Below are 23357 nucleotides of genomic sequence, written 5' to 3'. Positions count from 1 at the left end.
ATTTTGCATCCGGTTTCGATAGAATAGGGATGTTGAATGAAATAGAAATGGAGGCCATCCGATGATTGGACCTATAGTAAGAGAATTGCTGCTGGAAAACCAGGAAACGTTTCTGATTCCTGCGGAGAATGTGGCAAATGTAATGTATCAACATCCATTGTCCCATGGTTTGCTTGTTTTATCGAAAGTCGGCTATTCGAAAATCCCTGTCTTAGGAAAAGATGATCATTTTGTCGGACTTGTCAGCTTGTCTGATGTCGTGAATAAGATGATCGATCTGCAAACGATCAGCATGGATCCTTTGGAAGGGCTGACAGTGGCTGATGTCATGGAAACGGATGTCCCTACGATTGACGAAAATTGGGAATTAGAAGAAGTGCTCCATTTATTAGTTGATTCACCATTTCTTCCAGTAGTAACGGAAGAACGGGTATTTAAAGGGATCATCACCCGAAAAGAACTGCTGAAAGCAGTGAACTTTCTGGTACACGAACTGGAGCGTCGCAATGTGCTGTCTCCAAAAATCGAAGAATTGAAAGAAAAAATCGATATTGTGAGCTAAGTAATACAGGAAATGCTCGTCTGCAGAAAAATCAAGAGTGCATACTGATTACGTAAAAGAAGAAAGATAGCAATATGATTTCCGCAACTGCGGGGTGATATTGCTATCTTTTGATGCTGTTATTGATGCATACGATCATAGAGCGGTCATTAAAGTAGGCTGGAGGGCTTCAGTTTTTTTCAAGTATCCTGACTTCAAAAAAATACTAAGTTCAGTAGACAAGATCAGATATCTTGTTTTCTGTTCTTAGTATTTTTACGGTAGTATCAGATTCAGCTACTTGCCAACCGCTATGGGGCTGTTAGGAATCGTAAATCCGGCAGCGGTCAATTCTTTGACATAGGAGCTTAAAAATTCTTCTTTCAGCGCGTACTGTTTGCCATTCAATACATAACAGACAGTCCTGATAGCAAAGTTGCTGTTTCCGAGATCGACTAGACCGAAGATAGAAGGTTCAGTCTGCAGTTCTTCTTGGTATTTTTCCGCCAAACGGCTGTTGACTTGTGCGATGATCTCGTAGATCTTGTCATATCCTTCTTCCGGGACGATACGAATATCAAGGAGTACTTGCATGTTCGCTCGAGAAAGATTGCTGATGGTCGTGATATTCCGGTTGGGGATAAAATGGACTGTCCCATCGGTCGCTTTCAGCTGTAATGTACGGATCCCTACTGACACGACTGTTCCTTCGATCGAAAGATTCGCTAGCTTGATATAATCCCCTACATCCATTTGCTGTTCCATGATGATAAAGAACCCAGTGATCACATCACTCATGAACCCTTGTGCACCTAGCCCGATCGCCACACCGGCAATCCCGGCACCTGCCAACAGGGAGCCTATTGGTACGCCAATGGCTGATAAAATCGCGTAAATAAAGAAAAAACCGAGTGCATAATGAAAAATCGTGTTTAAAAGACTATGTAAAGTCTTCAGGCGGCTCTCATTAAGGACCGCTTTTTTTGAATACTGATTAAAAGACTTATCAATCAAGTATTTACCGATCCGGTTGATCACTCCAAAGAGAATAATCAAAAAAACTAAATAAAGACTTTTTTGGATAAAAGCCGCTAAGATCGCATCCCAATCGATACCATCCCAGAAACGCTGAAAGGCGTTCACTTTACTGACTGCTTGATCAGTCAGCGTCTCGCCAGAAGAATCTGTTGTTCCTGCAGTTGCTAGTAATGAAAGCATAAAATCCTCTTTTCTAAAATATGATTCTTTCTGTATTGTACCAAGAACCGATAAAAAAATAAAATGCAAAAAAATAACGAAAATGAATGAGAAAATTTCTCTTAGCGTACAAATGCAAATGACAAATGACGTATATAATGATAAAATGTTGAGAAACTGACGAAGGTGGTAAGAATATGCAAATTGATTGGAACAACTTGGGATTCTCTTATATCAAAACGCCATGGCGCTATATCGCAAAGTGGAAAGATGGGCAATGGGAAAAAGGAGAATTGACAGAAGAAAACTATCTGACGATCCATGAGGGCTCTCCAGCACTTCATTACGGACAACAATGCTTTGAGGGGCTGAAAGCTTACCGCCGCAAAGACGGAAAAATCAATCTGTTCCGTCCAGAACAGAATAGCCGCCGGATGAACCAAAGTGCGCGTCGTCTGCTGATGCCGATGGTTCCGGAAAACATGTTTGTTGATGCTGTAAAAGAAGTAGTCAAAGCGAATGAAGCATTTGTGCCTCCGTATGGTACTGGTGCGACATTATATCTGCGTCCTTTACTGATTGGCGTAGGGGAGAATATCGGTGTTCATCCTGCACCAGAATATCTATTCGTGGTGTTCTGTACGCCAGTTGGAGCTTATTTCAAAGGTGGATTGAAACCAACGAACTTTATCGTCTCTGATTATGACCGTGCAGCGCCAAAAGGAACAGGTGCTGCAAAAGTAGGGGGGAATTACGCAGCCAGCTTATTGCCGGGCACAGAGGCAAAAGAATTGGATTATTCAGATTGCGTGTATCTTGATCCAGCTACTCATACAAAAATCGAAGAAGTCGGTGCAGCCAATTTCTTTGGCATTACGAAAGACGGGAAATTTATTACGCCACAATCTCCATCTATTTTGCCAAGTATCACCAAGTACTCATTATTGCAACTGGCAGAAGAACGATTAGGCCTACAAGCGATCGAAGGCGATATTTTTATCGATCAGCTCGATCAGTTTGCTGAAGCAGGAGCTTGCGGGACAGCAGCAGTCATCTCGCCAATCGGAGGTATTTATCACGACAACCAGCTACATGTCTTCTATAGCGAAACAGAGGTAGGACCAACCACAAAACGTTTATACGATGAACTGACAGGTATCCAGTTTGGAGATATCGAAGCACCAGAAGGCTGGATCGAAGTAGTCGAATAAAACCGAGTTTCCAGATCAGATTAGAAAAAGGGAGTGTGACAAGCATCTTGTCATACTCCCTTTGTACATGAATAAGTGATCTGTTTGGTATTGCCAAGGATTAAGATAAGTGAACACCTTTATCGACATAGATGATATCACCGATGATCCCACTTGAAAGAGGGCTGATCAAAAAGGCACAGGCATTTCCGACTTCTTCGATTGTGACGCCTTGCTGGTCAGGCGTACGTGATTCTGACAACTGGATCAGTTTCTGGTAATCTTTCACACCTGTAACAGCTAGTGTCTTGATTGCGCCAGCTGAGATTCCATTGACGCGGATTCCTTTCGGTGAAAATTCGGCTGCCAAGTAGCGGATAGCTGATTCAAGAGATGCTTTTGCGATCCCCATCATATTATAGTTAGGAATCGCGCGCTCTGAACCAAGGTATGTCATGCTGACGATCCCACTGTTTGGTGCCAGGATTTTTTCTGCATATTTCGAAACAGCGATAAGCGAATAACTGCTGATATCCTGAGCAAGCTGATAGCCTTCTCTGGAAATATCGGACACATTCCCGGAAAGCTCTTCTTTGTTCGCATAAGCGACCGCATGGACCAGACCATGGATCTCGCCTGCATAGTCGCCGATTTGCTTCATGGCATTCTCGATACTCTCGTCGCTTGATACATCGCATTCCACTGTGAAAGCTTCTTCGCCGACTAATTTGACTAATGATTTCTTCATTCGCTCATTTTGATAGGTGTAGATGATTTCTGCTCCTTGGTTCATCATTGCTTCCGCGCAGCCCCAAGCAATACTGCGTTTATTTGCAACGCCCATGATGACGATTTTTTTTCCTTCTAAAAATGACATATTGACACTCCTTTGATTCTAAAAAGATTTAATAGATCGTAAATTTAAAATGATAATTGCTAAATAGATCTTCTTGATTTCTTATTATTAGGCAAAATGCTTTGATTGTCAAACTATTTTTTTGGATAATAAAAAAAGATTGCTAAAAAGTTGAGAATATGATACTTTGATAATCAAAGTAATAATTACGGCAATTGCCTGAAAGAAGGAGTATATTATGTCATACGTGTTATCTGCTACTGAAGTGATGGATTTGATCCCGAATCGCTATCCGATTTGCTATATCGACTATGTGGACACTTTGGAACCAGGAAAGAAGATCGTAGCAACAAAAAATGTGACGATCAATGAAGATTTTTTCCAAGGCCATTTTCCTGATAATCCAGTGATGCCTGGTGCGCTGATCTTAGAAACATTAGCACAGGCAGGCTCGATTCTTATTTTGAAATCTGAAGAATTTTTAGGGAAACGCGCGTACATCGGTGGTATCAATAAAGCGAAATTCCGTCAAAAAGTCGTTCCAGGCGATGTGATGAAATGTCATTTTGAAATCACGAAGATGAAAGGCACGGTTGGAACAGCACATTCAGCAGCTTACGTCGATGACAAGAAAGTATGCGAATGCGAGTTTACATTTATTGTGAACCAAGATGCTTAATCGCGAAAATCTGAAAGCAAAAAGGAACAAGCCCGGCTTGTTCCTTTTTATTCTAGGGATATCCAACTGACCTGAATCGGACAGTTGGATGATTTTCTCAGCGTTTAAACTACTTTGCTTCTTTTGCTTCTTGCAGGATATTGATCTTTTCAATTTTGACTTCTTCTTTTGGCTTGTTAGAACTGTCAGTCTCGACTTCAGCGATCTTATCTACGACATCCATCCCTTCGATGACTTGCCCGAAAACGGTATATTCTCCGTCCAAGTTAGGGGAGCCGCCGTTTTTGTAGGAATCGATAATCGCTTGAGGGTAATCGTCTTTTAAAAGGCCGTCATGCACATCGTCTGAATTCTGGACGATAAAGAACTGGCTCCCATTACTGTTAGGATCTTGAGAGCGAGCCATGGATAATGCACCACGGATGTTATATAAATGGTTGTCGATCTCTGTTTCGAACCCTTTGCCCCAAATACTTTCTCCGCCTGTGCCATTGCCTTTCGGATCGCCACCTTGAATCATAAAGTCTTTGATCACGCGGTGGAATGTCAACCCATCATAATAGCCGTCTTTCGCATGAGTCATGAAGTTCTCTACGGCTTTTGGCGCATATTCAGGGAATAGTTTCATTTTGATCGTTCCTTTGCTGGTCACCATTTCCACTAAATCTTCGTTTTCAGCTACTTCGCTGCTCAACTGGGGTAAATCCAGGGCATTCAGATCGACACTTTCTTCCGTACTGCTTTTGACCGTTTCAGAGCTTTTCGTCGTTTCAGTAGAGGTTGCAGAAGATGAATCATTGGCTGAACATCCAGCAGCGAATAACAGGGCTGCCGCTAAACTAACACTCAAAACAAGTTTGTTCTTTTTCATAATCGTTCCTTTCATTCTTTCTTTTTTTGTTATATTTAAATGATAGCAAACAATCGCGAAAATACCTATTATTTTTTTTCGATTTAAGATTTTCTTTTTGCTCTCTTAAAAGGTGTAGACCATTTGTGTGGGATTTGTTATAATGTAAGTGGATACAAAATTGAGAAGCAGGAGGAATTGGTTTCATGGGAAAATTAGGGATTTCGATCTATCCAGAGCGTTCGACATTTGAAAAAGACAAAGCGTATTTGGATTTAGCGCATAAGTACGGGTTCAAGCGTGTATTTACTAGCTTGCTCCAAATCAATGATGACAAAGAAAAAGTTCTAGCGGAATTCAAAAAGGTCGTTGACTACGCGAATGACTTAGGGATGGAAGTGATGGTAGATATCAATCCAGCGTTATTTGAGCAATTGGAGATCTCGTATGATGATCTGTCGTTCTTTCATGAGATGGGTGCGTACGGGATAAGATTGGATATCGGTTTTACTGGTGCGGAAGAAGCAAAAATGACACGAAATCCGTATGGTATCAAAATCGAGATCAACATGAGTTCAGGAACCAACTATGTCGACAACATCATGAGTTATTCACCTAATACGAACAACTTGTTAGGATCACATAACTTTTATCCTCATCGTTATTCCGGCCTGGGATATGATCATTTTGTCTTCTGTTCGGAAAAGTTCCGAAAATATAACTTGAATACGATGGCATTCGTCAACTCGCAGACAGCGACATTCGGACCTTGGCCTACGCAAGATGGCCTATGCTCATTAGAAGATCATAGAGATCTGGAGATTTCCACTCAGGTCAAACATCTGATTTTGACAGGACTGATCGATGATATTTCTGTAGGGAATGCGTACGCAAGTGAAGAAGAACTAAAAGCGATGGCTGAAGCGTTCTATGCGGAATATCCGACATTGAAAGTAGATGTGGAAGAAGACATCACTGAAGATGAACGTATTTGTCTTTTCGATAACTTGCACAGCTATCGGGGAGACCGCTCAGAATATATCCTCCGATCAACGATGACTCGTGTTTACTATAAAGATAAAGCGTTCCCAGCACACAATACCCGTGACATGCGACATGGTGATGTATTGATTGACAATGAAGGGTATGGTCAATACAAAGGCGAAACGCAGATCGCATTGAAAGAAATGAAAAATGACGGAAGAGTCAATGTCGTAGGGCGTATTTCCGACGACGAACTGTTCCTACTGGATTTCTTGAAACCATGGTCAAGCTTCAAACTGGTCGAAAGCTAAGCGCGAACATTGTGTCTTGTCTCAAACACTAAATTTACGTGATTCATCAATAGGAATGAATAGATAAAACGAATGAGAGAAACCCTCTCATCAAGCTACTGAGGTTGTGACAGAAGTGGGCAGCTTCAAGAAATAAGAAGGGATTTACGAAAATTGATTCTCGTATTTTTGTGGAATTTCGGCTTATATACGAAGAAGCTACTTCTGGAACATCGTTTATTCGGAAAATAGAGATGCGACAAGACTTTTGTCGCACCTTTATTTTTTTGTCTTCAAAATACATTTCCTGAAAATTTTGATGTTGCATCGAAATGATTCTTTGATTATACTAATTCAAGACTATGTTATAAAATAGAAAGTCGAGATGGAAGATATATGAAACTTTGGGTAAAAATCACACTAGGGATCGTTTTGCTTCTAGCAGCAGGTCTGTTATTTGCAGGAAATTATTTTTACAATTATGCAGTCGTGCCGTCAGAAAAGGATTTTCTCGAAAATGATACACCAGGAACAGCGAAAGTAGAAGAATCCGAAGCACAAAAATGGTTCCAAGCAAAAGAGAACCGAAGCAACTGGACGATCACTTCAAAGGACGGATTGAAGCTATCAGCTATCTATCTTCCAGCAGAAAAAACAAGCGATCGAACAATCCTTCTCGCACATGGCTATATGGGTGATGCAGAAACGATGACCAATTATGCGAAGATGTTTCACGATATGGGCTATAATGTATTGGTGCCTGATGCTAGAGGACACGGCAAAAGTGAAGGTGACTATATCGGATTCGGTTGGCCAGAGAGAAAAGACTATGTCCAATGGATCGACAAAGTTTTGGAAACCAACGGAAAATCAGAGGAGATCGTCTTGTACGGAATCAGCATGGGTGCTGCGACTGTGATGATGACAAGCGGAGAGAAGCTGCCGGAAAATGTAAAAGCGATTATTGAAGACTGCGGATACTCATCGGTAAATGATGAATTAACATATCAACTGGATGATATGTTCAATCTTCCGCCATTCCCGCTCATGCAAGTCACAAGTTTTATCACGAAAATTCGAGCAGGCTATTTCTTCGGAGAAGCAAGTTCAGTTGAACAATTGAAGAAAAATACGCGTCCAATGCTATTTATCCACGGAGATGCAGATAAATTCGTGCCTTTTGAGATGCTGGATAAAGTCTACAGTGCAACCCAAGGACCGAAAGAAAAATATGTCGTCCATGGGGCAGAACATGCAAAAGCCTACAACGTAGATCCTGAGAAATACCAGGAAGTTGTAAAAAACTTTTTGGATCGATATGTTCATTGAGGAAAAGAAAAGACCGCTGACTGAAAGCTCAGTCAGCGGTCTATTTTATCTAAAATTCGGCTTAAAGGTTAGCGAATTTTTCTAACAAACGGATCATTTGGCAAGTGAAACCGTATTCGTTGTCATACCATGCAACGGTTTTGACAAGTTGATAATCACCTGCAGTAGTTACTTCTGTTTGTGTTGGGTCAAAGATCGAACCTTGTGTGGTACCAATCACATCGCTTGAGACGATTTCACGATCGTCATAGCCAAAAGATGGGTTGTCGATCGTATGTTTCTTGATTGCTTCATTGACTTGGTCAGCTGTTACTTTTGTTTTTAATACAGAAACTAATTCAGTCAATGAACCATCGACAACAGGAACACGTTGTGCATGTCCTTGTAATTTCCCTTGTAATTCTGGGATAACTAAGCCGATTGCTTTTGCAGCACCAGTTGAATGTGGGATCGTATTGTCAGCAGCTGAACGAGCAGCACGCAAGTTTCCGCCTCTTACTGGGCCATCTAGTAACATTTGTGTCGAAGTATAAGCATGGACAGTTGTCATTGTACCAACTTCGATACCGAATTCATTGTTCAAGAAGTAAGCCATTGGTGCTAAGCAGTTCGTAGTACATGAACCAGCTGAGATGATGCGGTCATTTTGATCCAATGTATCATCATTGACGTTATAGACGATTGTTTTCATTGCGCCGGCTGGAGCAGAGATAACTACACGTTTTACACCTGCATCCAAGTGAGCTTGTGCTTTTTCTTCAGAAGTATAAAAACCAGTACATTCCAGTACGATATCTACACCATTTTCTTTTACCCAAGGGATCTTGCTTGCATCAGGTTCTGCATACACACGTGTTGCTTCGCCGTCTACTACGATTGAGTCTTCTGTTGCAGTAACTGTACCAGGATAAGTACCATGAGTGGAATCGAATTGAAGCAATTGTGCCAACATGGTTGGACTAGTCAAGTCATTGATTGCTACTACTTCAATATCATCTGATACTTCTTTGATGCGGCGAAATGCCAAACGGCCAATACGCCCAAATCCGTTAATACCTACTTTTACTGTCATAATCAAAAGTTCCTCCTTTATTAAGGGTGCTGTGAAACGACATCCTTGCTTGATACACTGTCATTTTCCTACTCCATGTTTGATTTGTCAAAAAATTATACTCGACAGGACACTTTTGCGGGTTTTCATCAGTCAGATAGTAAAAAAAAGGAAAGACATCAAAAGTTTTAGCTGAAAAGATAGACAAAACCGGTTTTCACCGATAAAATAAATAAGACTTTTGTTTATTGTGGAAATTCAGGCAGTCAATTAATCAATTAGATAAATAATAGGAGGACTACAATATGTCCATGTTTTTAGATCAAGTAACAATCGATGTGAAAGCTGGCAAGGGCGGAGACGGAATGGTCGCATTCCGTCGAGAAAAATACGTCCCTGACGGCGGACCAGCAGGCGGTGACGGCGGTCATGGCGGAGATGTGATTTTAGTCGTAGACGAAGGCTTGCGTACATTGATGGACTTCCGGTTTAACCGGCATTTCAAAGCGCAGCCGGGAGAAAATGGAATGAGTAAGGGAATGCATGGTCGCGGCTCTGAGGATACGTATATCAAGGTACCTCAAGGAACAACAGTACGTGATGCAGAAACAGGCGCGCTTTTAGGAGATCTGATCGAAAACGGTCAGACATTGGTCATCGCAAAAGGCGGACGAGGCGGACGAGGCAATATTCGTTTTGCTTCTCCAAGAAACCCTGCACCGGAAATCGCTGAAAATGGGGAACCAGGGCAGGAACGAAAAATCGAATTAGAATTGAAAGTACTGGCAGATGTAGGGCTCGTTGGTTTTCCTTCTGTTGGGAAATCGACATTGCTTTCAGTGATCTCTTCTGCTCGTCCTAAAATCGGAGCATACCATTTTACGACACTTGTACCAAATCTTGGGATGGTTACAACGAGTGACGGCCGAAGTTTTGCTGCAGCTGACTTGCCAGGTCTGATTGAAGGTGCCTCACAAGGTGTCGGGCTAGGCACGCAGTTTTTACGTCATATCGAACGGACTCGCGTTATTTTACATGTGATCGATATGAGCGGAATGGAAGGAAGAGATCCTTACGAGGATTACGTAGCGATCAATCATGAGTTGTCTTCTTACAATCTGCGCTTGTTAGAACGTCCGCAGATTATCGTAGCAAATAAAATGGATATGCCGGGAGCAGAAGAAAATCTGATCAAGTTCAAAGAGCAGCTGAACAAAGAAAAAACAGATGAATTTGCAGATGATATCCCTGTCTTTCCGATCTCAGGCGTGACACGAAAAGGGATTGATCCGTTATTGAATGCGACGGCCGATTTGCTAGAAGTCACCCCAGAGTTTCCGCTTTACGAAGAAGAGATTGAAGAAGAAACAGTTCAATACGGGTTCCGTCCAGAAGGTCCTGAATTCACGATCGATCGTGATTCTGATGCAACTTGGATCTTATCTGGTGAAAAGATCGAAAAATTATTCCAAATGACGAATTTCGATCACGACGAAACAGTCATGCGTTTTGCGCGACAATTACGAGGGATGGGCGTTGATGAAGCGTTACGCGCTCGTGGAGCAAAAGATGGTGACCTAGTACGGATCGGTGAATTTGAATTTGAATTTGTCGAATAATCATCGTTGAACCTTTAGTTACAGATAAGGATAGACTGTGTCAAGCTTGCTTGATACGGTCTTTTGTTATTTTTTAAGCGTTTTTCCTTTCTTTCTTTGTCATTAGAAGGTAAAATGAAAGAAAGCGCACAAGGAGTGAGTAGAATGAGCAAACGTGTCATCATATTGAACTTTCAGGTGGAAAGCCAAGCATATCAGGCTTTTTCTGAAATAAAGAGACTGCATACTTCTCGAGCAATCAAGGGAGAACAAATGGCGGTCATCAGCCATGACCCGAATGGTACGCATCAATTCAAAATAGAAGATTTCATTGATTTCACAGGGAACAACAAATCTTCGACAGGTGGACTGATCGGGATGCTAGTCGGTGTCTTAGGTGGACCATTAGGGATTTTATTAGGCTGGTTTGCAGGCGGGATGATCGGCGCGTCTCAAGATGCAAAAGAGATAAAAGAAGCACAGACTGTTTTTGACTTCGTGGGAAATAAAATCGGCGAAGGTGCGACTGGGCTGATACTGATTGCAGAAGAAGAGGATAACCGTCCTTTGAACCAATTAGTCATGATGGAACTTGGCGGGGAAATCACACGCTTGGATTATGAAGAGGTCGAAAAAGACGTCCACGATGCAAAAGAGACTGAGAAACAGGCGAAAGCAGCTGCCGAAAAAACTTGGAGCAGTAAACATTCGTCATCAGATGAGACGACACAGCCAGAAGATCCAGAGGTAAAATAAAAGGAATAGAGAAGCGTTTCTTCAGCAACGTTTCTCTATTTTGCTGTACGCTTCCTTTCTAAATTTTACTTGAAAATAAGGAAGAGTTGCTTTTTTTGATTTTGATTTATCTGTCGCCTTTTGCGAGTTTCGGTTGATTATCCACTAGTTTTCACCTAAAATTAAAATGGAACTTAAAGAAAGTCAGGTAGATTATGGAATTACAATTTTTAGGGACAGGTGCCGGTGTACCTGCTAAACATAGAAACGTAACAAGCATTGCATTGAAACTGTTAGATGAAAGAAATGAAGTATGGCTCTTTGATTGTGGAGAAGGCACGCAGATGCAGATCTTGCGTACGAATATCCGCCCAAGAAAAATCAATAAAATCTTTATCACACACTTGCATGGCGATCATATTTTCGGGTTGCCTGGTCTTCTCAGCAGCCGTTCTTTCCAAGGGGGAGACACACCACTGGAAATTTACGGCCCAAAAGGAGTAGAAGACTACATCAGAACTTCTTTAACCGTCTCACAGACTCGTTTGAGCTATCCGCTGAAATTCATCGAATTGGATGAGACGAAACCGATTTTCAAAGATCAGCAGTTTTCTGTCTATACAAAAAAATTGAACCACGGGATCGACAGCTTCGGTTATCGGGTCGTAGAGCATGATCACAAAGGAGAACTTCAAGTAGATCGCTTGAAAGAACTGGATATACCAGCCGGACCGCTTTATGGCAGACTGAAAAATGGTGAGACTGTACAGTTGGAAGATGGACGAACAGTCAACGGAAAAGAATTTGTCGGGCCCAATCGAAAAGGACGTATCGTCACGATCCTAGGAGATACGCGAAAGACGGTCAATTCTGTTTTGCTGGCAAAAGACAGCGATGTACTGGTCCATGAAAGTACGTTCAATAAGAATGAGGCGAAAATGGCCCACAATTATTTCCATTCTACGACGCATCATGCAGCAGAAGTGGCGAAAGAAGCAGACACGAAACAACTATTGCTCACGCATATCAGTGCACGTTATCTAGGGAAAGCGGCACTCGAGCTGGAAAAAGAGGCAAAAGAGATTTTTCAAGAAACGAAGATCATGAGAGATTTTGATATAGTCGAAATCCCATTTCGTGATGAGGAGGTAGTAAAATGAATCTAGAAGATAAAGTCGTATTAGTCACTGGTGGTTCTGGCGGACTAGGCGCACAAATCTGTTATGAAGCAGCAAGACAAGGCGCAATCGTGGTGACTTGTGCAAGAAGAGAAGACATGATCGAAGGTGTCAGGGCAGAATGCAGCCGATTAAGCAATCGACCTGCCTATGCCTATAAAGCGGATGTCAGCGATCCAGAAAGCGTCGAGCAATTATATGAGAAAGTGACAGCAGAAGTCGGTCAGGTCGACATACTGGTCAATAATGCAGGATTCGGTATTTTCGAAGACTTCTTAAATTTCGATTTAGCAAAAGCATATGATATGTTTGAAGTCAATATTTTAGGCATGATGGTATTGACACAGAAATTCGCGATTGACATGGCGGAAAGAAGACATGGGCATATCATTAATATCGCCTCTATGGCAGGAAAGATGGCTACGGCGAAATCAACTGTTTACTCAGCAACGAAATTTGCTGTACTTGGGTTTTCCAATGCTTTACGTTTGGAATTGAAACCTCTTGGGGTAGCGGTGACGACAGTCAATCCGGGCCCAGTCGCTACAGATTTTTTTGACAAAGCAGATCCAAGTGGCAGTTATTTAGAAAAAGTCGGGAGCCTAGTTTTAGAACCAGATCGACTAGCTAAAAAAATCGTTCGCAGTATGAAGTATCCGAAACGTGAAATCAATCAGCCGCCTCTATTGGAAGCAGCAGCAAAATTCTATACGCTTTTCCCATCGATTGGGGATTATCTTGCTAGCGGAATATTTAACAAGAAGTAGGTGAAGAGTGTGAAAAAGCAGAGTAATGTGATCGTCGGCTTTCTTTTGGTATTGGTCATTGTTTTATTTGCCGTGCTGAACAACAAAAATGTTCCAGTCAGTTTTGGGTTTGCTTCCTTTTCTGCCCCGCTTATTTTAGTGATCATCGGATCTGCATTGATTGGTGCGCTGATCGTCTTCTTGACAGCATGGACGACTCTTTGGCAGCAAAAAAAACAGATCAAGAATCTTACGCAGGAAAATGAGGCTTATCAAGCAGAACTGCAAAAGAAAATCGATGAGGCAAAAGAAGAACAAAACCGGCAATTTCGAAATGAACGGGCTGAATTAGAAGCAGCTTATCAGGCAGAATTGCAAGCAAAAGAAGCACAGATCAGTCAACTGAAAGAACCGGTAGAACAACAAAAACAGGCACCGAAACAAAGCTTTAATTACTTTGATTGAGAAATCAAAAAGCAAAAGCATGTTGTGTGATTGACGCAAAAGGCTGAGTAAGTGTACCTGTCAGACGACTAATCGGATAAATTCCAAAATGTTTTCGCTTTTGGGATCTATCCGTTTTTTTGTTTGGTGGTTTCTTTCTTCTTTTTTTTGCTGTTTTCCTTTGCTATAATGACTAAGTTAGGGGTGAGAAAGTGAGACAAGCAAATTATGATTGGAAACTAAGTGAGACAGAACCTTCTGAATCCTTTCTCCAAATCACTCAAAAATTACAATTATCTCCTTTTGTCGGTAAACTGCTGTGGCAGCGCGGATACCGTGAAGAAGAGGAGCTGCAGAGATTTTTATATCCTAAAGAACAAAAACTCTATGATCCGTATTTGATGCACGATATGGACAAAGCAATCAGCCGAATCCAAGAAGCTGTGATCAATGGAGAGAAAATCCTTGTTTACGGAGACTATGATGCAGACGGTATTACGAGTACCACAGTCATGAAAGAAACATTAGAGCTGCTTGGAGCGGAGGTAGAGACTTTCCTGCCTAATCGGTTTGAGCATGGATACGGTCCTAACCAATCTGTCTATCAGGAGAAAATCGAGTCAGGTACCCAATTGATCATTACGGTGGACAACGGTGTGGCTGGGAATGAAGCAGTAGCTTATGCACAAAATGCAGGAGTGGATGTCATCATCACAGACCATCACGAGCTTCCTAATGAATTGCCGGATGCTTATGCGATTGTCCATCCTCGTCATCCAGATGGACACTATCCTTTTCCTGATCTTGCTGGAGTGGGCGTAGCTTTCAAAGTAGCATCTGCATTACTAGAAGAGCCTCCTGCTGAGTTTCTGGATCTAGTTGCGATTGGAACGATTGCCGATCTAGTATCGCTGAAAGATGAAAACCGGACCTTGGCAGCACTTGGCATCGATGCGATCCGTCACACTGAACGTATCGGACTCCAAGCGCTAATAGAAGAAAGTGGCGTGAAAGTAAAAGAGGCGGATGAAACATCGATCGGTTTTGCGATCGCTCCTCGCTTAAATGCCATCGGGAGGATGGGTGACCCGAATCCTGCGGTTGATCTTTTGGCTACATTTGATGAAGAAGAAGCAGCTGTCCAAGCAAAAAAGCTGAATACCATCAATGAAGAAAGAAAAGCGATCGTGGATCAGATCACACAAGAAGCTCTGCTCATGGTGAATGATGAAAACCATGTTCACCTATTAGCTAAAGAAGGCTGGCATGAAGGCGTTCTAGGAATCGTAGCAGGGAAAATCATGAACCAGACTGGGAAACCGGCACTTGTTTTAAGCTTGAAAGAAGATGGCACGGCAAAAGGTTCTGGTCGAAGTGTTGATGCGTTGAATCTTTATGAAATGCTCGATGAGATGCGGGAACTGTTCACTTATTTCGGCGGACATCATGCGGCAGTTGGCTTAACGATGCCGCAAGAAAATATTTCTTTGCTTCAGGAAAAAATGAATGACTACGTAGTACAACATGCAATCGATTTGACGAAGGGACCGGCAATGGCTGTGGATGAAGTGCTTCTGCCGCAAGATGTGACTGTGGAACTGATCGATGAATTGAAACGCTTGGCACCCTATGGCACGGAGAACCCGGTTCCACAGTTTCTGTTTCGCCAGGTCACTGCCGAAAATGTCAAAAAAATCGGAGCTAATCAGCAACATCTGAAATTCACGATCAACAACTCGGATGGACAACTGGACGCAGTGGCATTCGGTTTTGGGGATCAGGAAAATGAGCTGTTGAATGATCAGGTGGACGTTGTCGGGAAATTGTCGATCAATGAATGGAACGGACGGAAGAAACCGCAAGTGATGGTCACTGACTTCGCAGTAAACGGACTCCAAGTATTCGATTGGCGAGCAAAGCGTTACCGTGAGCAAAACCAGCTCTCAGGCGAGGTCTTTTATCTTGCATTCGATAAAGACTCCTTAAAGGAAGTGCACCCAAAGATACAGGAGAAAGTGGTGGTGTTCAATGATTTAGCGTCGATCAGTGAACGATTGAGAGATGCTAGGGCTACCTCGCTTGTCGTATTGGATTGTCCAGTTGAGTTAGAGCACTTGAAATCGGTTTTCGAAATCGGAACATTCAGTCGTGTGTATTTACTGGGTATCTCCGCGGATGAGGCGTATCTGAACGGTGTAGGTTCTAGAGAACAATATGCTAAATTGTTCAAGCTGATCCATTCACAGGAAAAAATCGATATCCGCTACAAGCTGAACGCGATTTCTAACTATTTGAAAATCCCACAAAAATTATTAATTTTTATGATACAGGTGTTTTTTGAGCTGAAATTTGTTACAATAGAGAATGGCGTTTTACAAAAAGTCGCTCGTCCGGAAAGTCATCCATTGACTGAAAGTACACGATATCAAAAGCGGCTAAAGAAAATTAAAGTTGAGGAATTTTTACTTTTAAGTGATATTCCTACCATCAAACAATGGTTAACGACCTAGGAGGAAACAAAGAGTGGATTTAAGAGATTATATTGCCAGCATTCCTGATTATCCATCAAAGGGAATCATTTTTCGGGATATTTCACCGCTGATGGCAGATGGAGATGCTTACCGAGAAGCGACAAAACAGATTGTTAATTATGCAAAAGAAAAACGGATCGACATGGTTGTTGGACCGGAAGCACGCGGATTTATCGTTGGCTGTCCAGTGGCTTATGAACTAGGTGTCGGATTTGCTCCTGTCCGTAAAAAAGGGAAATTGCCTCGTGAAACGATTGAAGTGACCTATGGCCTCGAATACGGAACGGACACATTGACCTTGCATAAAGATGCGATCCAGCCCGGTCAGCGCGTCCTGATTTGCGATGACTTGTTAGCAACAGGCGGAACGATCAAAGCAACGATCGATTTGGTCGAACAGCTAGGTGGCGTAGTCGTTGGCTGTGCCTTCTTGATCGAATTGATGGATCTTCATGGTCGCGATAAGATCGAAGGCTATGATATGATCACTTTAATGGAATATTAAGCAACGTACTATAAGGACAACTAATAAAAAATGGGAAAGAAAGACATTGAAAAATGTTTTTCCTTCCCATTTTTGTTTGGAATCAATATAAGCGAACTTATTTGTCTTTATGAGTGCCTGGAACGATAGTAGGATTCGTGATAGAAATGATCTTCATGAATCCGACGCCGTTCGGATTGGCGATATTTCTTTTCATCCCACAACATGAACCACAAAGCAAACAACGGCACAAAGATTAACAAAGCTGGTCGTATACCGAAATTACCAATAATAATACCTAGAAACAAAACAATTAATACCAAGCCAAGACGTCTCATTGATTTCATGAATTTCTCACCTCATTAGTTTATGCGAACGAATGTTCGTAATAATAGTATACGAATGTTTGTTCGATTTGTAAAGAGAGAAGTTCAATTTTTTTTAGCAAAGGCATGGGCGCGACAAAAAGAAGAAGGCAGGACGAGTGAACGTCCCAGCCTTCTGGTGAGTAAAACGAATCTGTAGGTATTTGGAGCAGTGTGCTTAGTAAATATGGCTCCGGTAAAGACCGACAACTCTTCCCAAAATAGATACCTGATCTAAAATGATCGGATCAAGCAAGTCGTTTTCAGGTTGCAGGCGGAAATGGTCTGCTTCTTTATAGAATCTTTTGCAGGTTGCTTCATCTTCTGCGGTCATGGCAATCACGATATCGCCGTTTTGCGCACTTTCCTGTTTACGCACGATGACATTGTCACCATCTAAGATACCAGCATTGATCATACTGTCGCCTCGAATCGTCAGCATGAACAAGCTGCCTTCTTCAGAAGAAAGATTTGGCGGTACAGGGAAGAAATCAGAAGCATCTTCTACTGCGAGGATCGGTTCTCCGGCAGTGACCACCCCAAGGACTGGGATAGTGGAAGGACGGATCCCGATCTTTGCCAAGCCTTGTTTCGTCAGTTCGATCGCACGTGGTTTCGTTGGGTCTCTTTGGATGAATCCTTTTTTTTCAAGCCGTGCAAGATGTCCGTGAACCGTTGAAGTTGAAGAAAGCTGGACGGCTTCTCCGATTTCGCGAACAGTCGGCGGGTATCCTTTTTGAGTTACTTGTTCGTGGATGTATCGTAAGACTTCGATTTGTCTTGTTTCAGTTTGTCGCGCCACAAGGTACACCTTCTTTCACTTAGTAATTAAATAGTACCATATAAAAAACGCTATTTCAAACAAATGTTCGTATTTAATTTGTTCTATCTAGTTGTTTTTTTTCATTTTTTTATATAATATGAAGTAGAGTAAAAGGAGGGCTGGGAATGCTGTCACCTGAAAAGATCGAACGTATCAATGAACTTGCACGTAAAAAGAAAGAAGAAGGCTTGACCAAAGAAGAAGAAAAAGAGCAGATCAAGCTGAGAGAAGAGTATTTGAATAAATTTCGTTCCGGGATGCGACACCATATCGAGGGGATGAAAATCGTCGACCCGAAAGGCAATGATGTGACACCGGAAAAATTAAAAGAAATCCAAAAGAAAAAAGGCTTACACAACCGAGATAATAACTTTTAGTAAAAAATACTGAAAATCATTGCTTTTTCAGGATGTATCTTATAAAATGGGTATGTAAGAAATAAAGGTAAAAAAAACCTAAATTAATAGGAGGGGTTATTTTGTTCGACAAAATTGACCAACTAGGCGTGAACACGATCCGTACATTAAGTATCGAAGCGGTTCAAAAAGCAAAATCAGGACATCCAGGATTACCAATGGGTGCTGCACCAATGGCATATGCCTTATGGACGAAGCATTTGAAAGTGAATCCATCTACTTCTAAAAATTGGGCGGATCGCGACCGCTTCGTACTTTCTGCAGGCCACGGTTCGGCAATGCTGTATAGTTTGCTCCATTTATCAGGCTACCAAGTGACAATCGATGATTTGAAACAATTCCGTCAATGGAATTCGAAAACTCCGGGCCATCCGGAAGTGAACCATACAGATGGCGTAGAGGCAACAACAGGTCCGCTTGGTCAGGGGATCGCGATGGCAGTAGGGATGGCAATGGCAGAAGCGCATCTTGCTGCGACTTACAACAAAGAGAATTTTAAAATCGTTGATCACCACACTTATGCACTTTGTGGCGATGGCGATTTGATGGAAGGCGTTTCTCAAGAAGCAAGTTCGATGGCCGGACACATGAAATTAGGAAAATTGATCGTCTTATATGATTCGAACGATATCTCATTAGATGGCCCAACATCGAAAGCATTTACCGAGAATGTCGGCGCCCGCTATGAAGCATACGGCTGGCAGCATATTCTGGTAAAAGACGGCAATGATTTAGAAGCAATCTCAAAAGCGATCGAAGAAGCGAAAGCTGAGACAGAAAAACCAACATTGATCGAAGTGAAAACAGTGATCGGCTATGGCGCACCTAAAGAAGGCACATCAGCTGTACACGGCGCTCCAATCGGCGAAGACGGGATCAAGATGGCAAAAGAAGTCTATGGTTGGGAATACCCTGATTTCACTGTTCCAGATGAAGTTGCCGAACGCTTCCGTCAAACGATGATCGAAGAAGGACAAAAAGCAGAAGCAGCATGGAATGACATGTTCGCTAACTACAAAAATGCCTATCCTGAATTGGCAAAACAATTCGAAGATGCATTCGCAGGCAAACTACCTGAAAACTGGGATGCTGAACTGCCAACTTATGAAGTAGGCGACAGCCAAGCAAGCCGCGTTTCAAGTAAAGAAATGATCCAAGCATTATCTAAAGCTGTACCAAGTTTCTGGGGCGGATCAGCCGACTTGTCTGGTTCAAACAACACAATGGTAGCAGCAGACAAAGACTTTACGCCAGAACATTATGAAGGACGTAATATCTGGTTCGGTGTACGCGAATTTGCGATGGCTGCGGCAATGAATGGTATCCAGCTTCATGGAGGCACACGTATTTATGGTGGGACGTTCTTCGTCTTTACGGATTATCTAAGACCAGCAGTCCGTTTAGCGGCTATCCAAAATACACCAGTGATCTACGTATTGACGCATGATTCCGTTGCTGTCGGTGAAGATGGCCCGACACATGAACCAATCGAACAACTGGCTTCTGTGCGATGCATGCCTGGTGTCCATGTCCTTCGTCCAGCAGACGGAAATGAAACACGCGCAGCATGGAAAGTAGCAATGGAATCAACAGATACTCCAACGATCCTTGTATTGAGCCGTCAAAATCTGCCGGTACTGCCTTCAACGAAAGAAGTAGCAGACGATATGGTGAAAAAAGGCGCTTATGTCCTTTCTCCTGCAAAGGGTGAACAGCCAGAAGGAATCTTGATTGCTACAGGTTCAGAAGTCGATTTGGCAGTAAGAGCTCAAAAAGCTCTAGCTGAAAATGGAAAAGACGTATCAGTCGTTTCGATGCCAAGCTTTGATCTGTTTGAAAAACAATCTGCAGAATACAAAGAAAGTGTTCTTCCAAAAGCTGTGAAAAAACGCGTAGCGATCGAAGCTGCTGCGTCATTCGGCTGGGAACGCTATGTAGGGATCGATGGGGCAACGATTACGATCGATCACTTTGGCGCATCTGCACCAGGAGACAAAGTCCTTGAAGAGTTCGGATTCACAGTAGAGAATGTTGTGAATACATTCAATCAATTATAAAATCTGAGTTTCTGGGCGTTGATCAGAAAACAGCTGTTTGGAGATTTTCCAGCAGCTGTTTTTGAATTTGAAGGTCATTGAAATATTACTTTATATTTTCTTTAATATTACATTCGTGTTACAAAGAAGGAAATTCTTCAGATTAGTTTGAGTTTCTTAAAATTTAAAAGTATAATTTAAGTAATTAAGTTTGTTTTAAGAAGGAAGCTTTTATTAAAAGTTTTTTTATTTTGAGGAGGAATTTGAATGCAAGAGCTGAAGACCCGCAGTGCCCGACACCATAAGAAAAAACGAACTATGGTGATCAATAGAAAAGCAATTGCTCCTTTAGTGGGAACAAGTCTTTTAGTTGGGCCTATGATGGTTACAGCAGCACCACAAAGTGTCCATGCCGATGAGCAAGGAACACAAACCGTAGCTGATCCTCAAGCTTTTATCAACCAAATCGGTTGGTCAGCATCTGAAGTAGCAGCAAGCAACGATTTGTACGCTTCTGTGATGATCGCTCAAGCTTTACTGGAAAGTGCATACGGTACCTCTGGATTATCCAGCGCACCCAACTACAATCTGTTTGGGGTGAAAGGAAGCTATAACGGTCAAGTCGTTTATATGGCGACAAAAGAATATGTCGATGGACAATGGGTAACGATGAATGAACCATTCCGCAAATATTCTTCTTATTGGGAATCTTTCCAAGACCATGCCAATGTTTTGCGTTCTACGAGTTTTTCAACTGGGGATTATCATTACGCAGGCGTTTGGAAGAGCAACACAACGAGTTTCTATGATGCGACAGCTTACTTGACTGGTCGTTATGCAACTGACCCTAATTATGGTGATAAACTGAACTCATTGATTAATACGTATAATTTAACCCGATTCGATACACCATCTACTGGTTCATCTGCGACGACGACAAGTACGACTACGACGACCACGACGACTTCTACAACAACTACGACTGCAAGTGCAAGCACAAGCGGCAGTCAGACCTACACGGTCGTTTCAGGAGATACGTTATGGGATATCGCACAAAAATTCGGTATGTCCGTGGATGATCTGATGGCAAAAAACGGAATGACGATGTCCAACTATTCATTACTAGTTGGTCAGGAATTGACTATTTGATCGTGTTCTGTATAAAAATCGAAAAAGAGCAAAGAAGAGCTACCGTTGGCTGTTTCTTTGCTCTTTTTGTGTGTTTCAAAAGACGAAATGTTCGCCAGGAACAGACTATTTGTATTATGATAAAGAAGAAAGTGATTACAAGGGGGAAATGGAAATGACTCAAATCTATCATTCGATCACTGAATTGATCGGCAGAACGCCTATCGTCAAATTAAATAAAATCGTTCCAGAGAATGCGGCAGAAGTATTTGTCAAACTGGAATTCTTCAATCCGGGCGGTAGCGTAAAAGACCGAATCGCTTTAAGTATGATCGAAAAAGCAGAACATGACGGGACATTGAAACCAGGTGATACGATCATCGAACCCACCTCCGGAAACACCGGGATCGGTTTGGCTATGGTCGGAGTGGCAAAGGGCTATAAGGTGATCATTGTCATGCCAGAAACCATGAGTATCGAACGTCGGCTTTTGATGAAAGGCTATGGGGCAGAGCTGATTTTGACACCAGGCGCTGACGGGATCACGGGTTCGATCAAAGAAGCAGAGCGTTTAGCGAAAGAAAACGGCTATTTTTTACCTTTACAATTTGAAAATCCGGCAAACCCGGCTATCCATGAAAAAACGACTGCTCCTGAAATCCAGCAAGTGTTTGGTGTGAATGGCTTGGATGCATTCGTGGCAGGAATCGGTACTGGCGGAACGATCACAGGCGCTGGCCATGAATTAAAACGTGTCTATCCAGAGATCCAGATCGTTGGGGTAGAGCCAGCTGAATCGGCTGTTTTGGAAGGGAAAGAAGCAGCTCCTCATAAAATCCAAGGAATCGGTACCGGTTTTATCCCTAACACGTTAGATACATCTATTTACGACAAAGTGATGTCAGTGACTAGTGATGAAGCGATGGAAACAGCTAGACAAGTAGGGCGTCAAGAAGGGATCTTAGTAGGGATTTCATCTGGTGCAGCTATCGCAGCAGCTGTGAAAGTTGCACAGGAATTAGGAGCAGGAAAAAAAGTACTGGCGATTGTTCCTGACAACGGGGAACGCTATTTGTCCACTGCGTTATATCAAGAAAACTAATACTCATAGATAACAATGTCGAAAGATGAGCTAAAGGCGCAAAATAGGGAAATATCTCCTATAATTTGTGTCTTTTTTATTAAAATATAATTAATTTGAAATTTCTTTTCATGATGAGTGGATTTTGAAAACTAAAAATAGTATGATAAGACGAGAATAACTACGTGGGGTGTCTACATGCAAAATAAGCAAGTTGAAGAGGTAATCGAAAAATTAAAAAAAGAAAACATACGAATCACACCTCAACGGTACGCTGTGTTGGAATATCTGGTCGAACATCATTCACATCCAACTGCTGATGAGATTTACCGTGCCCTTGAGCATCGTTTTCCCAACATGAGTGTTGCGACCGTTTACAATAATCTTCGTTTGTTCACTTCTATCGGTTTTGTTCAGGAAATGAAATACGGTGATGCATCAAGCCGCTTTGACTTTAGTTCGAAACGTCATTATCACGTCATTTGTCAAAATTGCGGGAAAATCGTGGATTTCCATTATCCTGGATTAGAAGATATCGAAATGGCAGCAAGCCGTTTGACTGATTTTGATATCAGTGAGCATCGCCTGGAACTTTACGGCTTGTGTACGGACTGCAAAGAAAAAGCAGAAGCGAAGAATTGAAAGTGGTAGTGGCAATCAAGTAATACAATAGAAAGAAAGTGTTACAATAAAAAAAGGGCTCTTTGTCAAATCGGACTGATAAGGTCATCTATGAACATCAAAGTTAGTAAAAGTTACTAGCTTTGATGTTTTTTTATGTGTAGCTGATTAACCCGTTGATTAGAAAAATCCGCAAGCGCATAT

At 42.1% G+C, this 23357-nt stretch carries 23 protein-coding genes; 17 read left to right on the top strand and 6 right to left on the bottom strand.

The features are described 5' to 3' along the window. Nucleotides 1-61: 61 nt before the first annotated feature. The gene (gene cbpB, locus G7Y42_RS13810) at nt 62-562 is read left to right on the top strand and encodes a cyclic-di-AMP-binding protein CbpB (protein WP_165006767.1); all 501 of its coding nucleotides are present in this window, start codon (nt 62-64) and stop codon (nt 560-562) included. 276 nt (nt 563-838) lie between these two features. On the opposite strand, the gene G7Y42_RS13805 is transcribed toward cbpB, so the two are convergent. Next, nucleotides 839-1759 carry a mechanosensitive ion channel domain-containing protein gene (locus tag G7Y42_RS13805; RefSeq protein WP_165006764.1) on the bottom strand — a complete coding sequence of 307 codons (921 nt, stop codon included), beginning with the start codon at nt 1757-1759 and terminating at the stop codon, nt 839-841. 176 nt (nt 1760-1935) lie between these two features. On the opposite strand from G7Y42_RS13805, the gene G7Y42_RS13800 reads away from it, so the two are divergent. After that, a complete protein-coding gene (locus tag G7Y42_RS13800; RefSeq protein WP_165006761.1) occupies nt 1936-2949 on the top strand; it encodes a branched-chain amino acid aminotransferase in 1014 nt (337 codons plus the stop codon). Nucleotides 2950-3049: 100 nt separating this feature from the next. Here the strand turns inward: G7Y42_RS13800 and fabI are convergent, their stop codons facing one another. Continuing rightward, nucleotides 3050-3805 carry an enoyl-ACP reductase FabI gene (gene fabI, locus G7Y42_RS13795; RefSeq protein ID WP_165006758.1) on the bottom strand — a complete coding sequence of 252 codons (756 nt, stop codon included), beginning with the start codon at nt 3803-3805 and terminating at the stop codon, nt 3050-3052. 217 nt (nt 3806-4022) lie between these two features. On the opposite strand from fabI, the gene fabZ reads away from it, so the two are divergent. Beyond that, nucleotides 4023-4463 carry a 3-hydroxyacyl-ACP dehydratase FabZ gene (fabZ, locus tag G7Y42_RS13790; RefSeq protein ID WP_165006755.1) on the top strand — a complete coding sequence of 147 codons (441 nt, stop codon included), beginning with the start codon at nt 4023-4025 and terminating at the stop codon, nt 4461-4463. 109 nt (nt 4464-4572) lie between these two features. On the opposite strand, the gene G7Y42_RS13785 is transcribed toward fabZ, so the two are convergent. After that, a complete protein-coding gene (locus G7Y42_RS13785; RefSeq protein ID WP_165006752.1) occupies nt 4573-5334 on the bottom strand; it encodes a peptidylprolyl isomerase in 762 nt (253 codons plus the stop codon). 185 nt (nt 5335-5519) lie between these two features. On the opposite strand from G7Y42_RS13785, the gene G7Y42_RS13780 reads away from it, so the two are divergent. Both G7Y42_RS13780 and G7Y42_RS13775 read left to right on the top strand, forming a co-directional pair. Then, nucleotides 5520-6608, top strand: coding sequence for a DUF871 domain-containing protein (locus G7Y42_RS13780; protein ID WP_165006749.1), 1089 nt, complete (start codon nt 5520-5522; stop codon nt 6606-6608). 375 nt (nt 6609-6983) lie between these two features. Beyond that, the gene (locus tag G7Y42_RS13775) at nt 6984-7916 is read left to right on the top strand and encodes an alpha/beta hydrolase (RefSeq protein ID WP_165006746.1); all 933 of its coding nucleotides are present in this window, start codon (nt 6984-6986) and stop codon (nt 7914-7916) included. Nucleotides 7917-7977: 61 nt separating this feature from the next. On the opposite strand, the gene gap is transcribed toward G7Y42_RS13775, so the two are convergent. Next, a complete protein-coding gene (gene gap, locus G7Y42_RS13770; RefSeq protein ID WP_165006743.1) occupies nt 7978-8988 on the bottom strand; it encodes a type I glyceraldehyde-3-phosphate dehydrogenase in 1011 nt (336 codons plus the stop codon). A gap of 284 nt (nt 8989-9272) precedes the next feature. On the opposite strand from gap, the gene obgE reads away from it, so the two are divergent. The 7 genes from obgE (at nt 9273) to G7Y42_RS13735 (ending at nt 16704) form a co-directional block, all read left to right on the top strand. Further along, nucleotides 9273-10586, top strand: coding sequence for a GTPase ObgE (gene obgE / locus G7Y42_RS13765; protein ID WP_165006740.1), 1314 nt, complete (start codon nt 9273-9275; stop codon nt 10584-10586). A gap of 144 nt (nt 10587-10730) precedes the next feature. Next, nucleotides 10731-11321, top strand: a complete 591-nt coding sequence (locus G7Y42_RS13760) for a DUF1269 domain-containing protein (protein ID WP_165006737.1) — start codon at nt 10731-10733, stop codon at nt 11319-11321. Nucleotides 11322-11515: 194 nt separating this feature from the next. Next, complete coding sequence (gene rnz, locus G7Y42_RS13755; RefSeq protein WP_165006734.1) at nt 11516-12460, top strand: ribonuclease Z; 945 nt, start codon at nt 11516-11518, stop codon at nt 12458-12460. Then, on the top strand, nt 12457-13245 hold the full coding sequence (locus G7Y42_RS13750; RefSeq protein ID WP_165006729.1) for an SDR family oxidoreductase: 789 nt from the start codon (nt 12457-12459) through the stop codon (nt 13243-13245). The genes rnz and G7Y42_RS13750 overlap by 4 nt, the downstream gene beginning before the upstream one ends. Continuing rightward, a complete protein-coding gene (locus G7Y42_RS13745; RefSeq protein WP_206215464.1) occupies nt 13246-13689 on the top strand; it encodes a lipopolysaccharide assembly protein LapA domain-containing protein in 444 nt (147 codons plus the stop codon). It begins immediately after the preceding gene. 191 nt (nt 13690-13880) lie between these two features. Next, complete coding sequence (recJ, locus tag G7Y42_RS13740) at nt 13881-16178, top strand: single-stranded-DNA-specific exonuclease RecJ (protein WP_165006723.1); 2298 nt, start codon at nt 13881-13883, stop codon at nt 16176-16178. 13 nt (nt 16179-16191) lie between these two features. Further along, complete coding sequence (locus tag G7Y42_RS13735) at nt 16192-16704, top strand: adenine phosphoribosyltransferase (RefSeq protein WP_165006720.1); 513 nt, start codon at nt 16192-16194, stop codon at nt 16702-16704. Nucleotides 16705-16811: 107 nt separating this feature from the next. Here G7Y42_RS13735 and G7Y42_RS13730 read toward each other — a convergent pair whose 3' ends face one another. After that, entirely contained in the window at nt 16812-17030 is a 219-nt protein-coding gene (locus G7Y42_RS13730) for a hypothetical protein (protein WP_165006717.1), read from the bottom strand. Nucleotides 17031-17226: 196 nt separating this feature from the next. Then, complete coding sequence (lexA, locus tag G7Y42_RS13725) at nt 17227-17850, bottom strand: transcriptional repressor LexA (RefSeq protein ID WP_165006714.1); 624 nt, start codon at nt 17848-17850, stop codon at nt 17227-17229. A 146-nt stretch (nt 17851-17996) separates the two neighbouring features. Here lexA and G7Y42_RS13720 point away from each other — a divergent pair, with 146 nt between their 5' ends. From G7Y42_RS13720 to G7Y42_RS13700, 5 genes are all read left to right on the top strand, one after another. Then, nucleotides 17997-18248, top strand: a complete 252-nt coding sequence (locus G7Y42_RS13720) for a DUF896 family protein (RefSeq protein ID WP_165006711.1) — start codon at nt 17997-17999, stop codon at nt 18246-18248. 101 nt (nt 18249-18349) lie between these two features. Further along, complete coding sequence (gene tkt / locus G7Y42_RS13715; RefSeq protein WP_165006708.1) at nt 18350-20344, top strand: transketolase; 1995 nt, start codon at nt 18350-18352, stop codon at nt 20342-20344. A 246-nt stretch (nt 20345-20590) separates the two neighbouring features. Continuing rightward, a complete protein-coding gene (locus G7Y42_RS13710; protein ID WP_165006705.1) occupies nt 20591-21472 on the top strand; it encodes a glucosaminidase domain-containing protein in 882 nt (293 codons plus the stop codon). Nucleotides 21473-21626: 154 nt separating this feature from the next. Continuing rightward, entirely contained in the window at nt 21627-22553 is a 927-nt protein-coding gene (gene cysK, locus G7Y42_RS13705; protein WP_165006702.1) for a cysteine synthase A, read from the top strand. Nucleotides 22554-22730: 177 nt separating this feature from the next. Continuing rightward, the gene (locus G7Y42_RS13700) at nt 22731-23174 is read left to right on the top strand and encodes a Fur family transcriptional regulator (protein ID WP_165006699.1); all 444 of its coding nucleotides are present in this window, start codon (nt 22731-22733) and stop codon (nt 23172-23174) included. Nucleotides 23175-23357: the final 183 nt, after the last annotated feature.

Source organism: Enterococcus sp. ZJ1622 (assembly GCF_011038845.1).
Taxonomy (GTDB): domain Bacteria; phylum Bacillota; class Bacilli; order Lactobacillales; family Enterococcaceae; genus Enterococcus_B.
The sequence above is the reverse complement of the archived record's forward strand: the minus strand, read 5'-3'. Positions and strand labels throughout refer to the sequence as shown.

What these genes read in the sequence shown, in the direction of transcription:
- cbpB (WP_165006767.1), top strand. Translation starts at nt 62, where the DNA reads ATGATTGGACCTATAGTAAGAGAATTGCTGCTGGAAAACCAGGAAACG.
- G7Y42_RS13805 (WP_165006764.1), bottom strand. Translation starts at nt 1,759, where the DNA reads ATGCTTTCATTACTAGCAACTGCAGGAACAACAGATTCTTCTGGCGAG.
- G7Y42_RS13800 (WP_165006761.1), top strand. Translation starts at nt 1,936, where the DNA reads ATGCAAATTGATTGGAACAACTTGGGATTCTCTTATATCAAAACGCCA.
- fabI (WP_165006758.1), bottom strand. Translation starts at nt 3,805, where the DNA reads ATGTCATTTTTAGAAGGAAAAAAAATCGTCATCATGGGCGTTGCAAAT.
- fabZ (WP_165006755.1), top strand. Translation starts at nt 4,023, where the DNA reads ATGTCATACGTGTTATCTGCTACTGAAGTGATGGATTTGATCCCGAAT.
- G7Y42_RS13785 (WP_165006752.1), bottom strand. Translation starts at nt 5,334, where the DNA reads ATGAAAAAGAACAAACTTGTTTTGAGTGTTAGTTTAGCGGCAGCCCTG.
- G7Y42_RS13780 (WP_165006749.1), top strand. Translation starts at nt 5,520, where the DNA reads ATGGGAAAATTAGGGATTTCGATCTATCCAGAGCGTTCGACATTTGAA.
- G7Y42_RS13775 (WP_165006746.1), top strand. Translation starts at nt 6,984, where the DNA reads ATGAAACTTTGGGTAAAAATCACACTAGGGATCGTTTTGCTTCTAGCA.
- gap (WP_165006743.1), bottom strand. Translation starts at nt 8,988, where the DNA reads ATGACAGTAAAAGTAGGTATTAACGGATTTGGGCGTATTGGCCGTTTG.
- obgE (WP_165006740.1), top strand. Translation starts at nt 9,273, where the DNA reads ATGTCCATGTTTTTAGATCAAGTAACAATCGATGTGAAAGCTGGCAAG.
- G7Y42_RS13760 (WP_165006737.1), top strand. Translation starts at nt 10,731, where the DNA reads ATGAGCAAACGTGTCATCATATTGAACTTTCAGGTGGAAAGCCAAGCA.
- rnz (WP_165006734.1), top strand. Translation starts at nt 11,516, where the DNA reads ATGGAATTACAATTTTTAGGGACAGGTGCCGGTGTACCTGCTAAACAT.
- G7Y42_RS13750 (WP_165006729.1), top strand. Translation starts at nt 12,457, where the DNA reads ATGAATCTAGAAGATAAAGTCGTATTAGTCACTGGTGGTTCTGGCGGA.
- G7Y42_RS13730 (WP_165006717.1), bottom strand. Translation starts at nt 17,030, where the DNA reads ATGAAATCAATGAGACGTCTTGGCTTGGTATTAATTGTTTTGTTTCTA.
- G7Y42_RS13720 (WP_165006711.1), top strand. Translation starts at nt 17,997, where the DNA reads ATGCTGTCACCTGAAAAGATCGAACGTATCAATGAACTTGCACGTAAA.
- G7Y42_RS13710 (WP_165006705.1), top strand. Translation starts at nt 20,591, where the DNA reads ATGCAAGAGCTGAAGACCCGCAGTGCCCGACACCATAAGAAAAAACGA.
- cysK (WP_165006702.1), top strand. Translation starts at nt 21,627, where the DNA reads ATGACTCAAATCTATCATTCGATCACTGAATTGATCGGCAGAACGCCT.
- G7Y42_RS13700 (WP_165006699.1), top strand. Translation starts at nt 22,731, where the DNA reads ATGCAAAATAAGCAAGTTGAAGAGGTAATCGAAAAATTAAAAAAAGAA.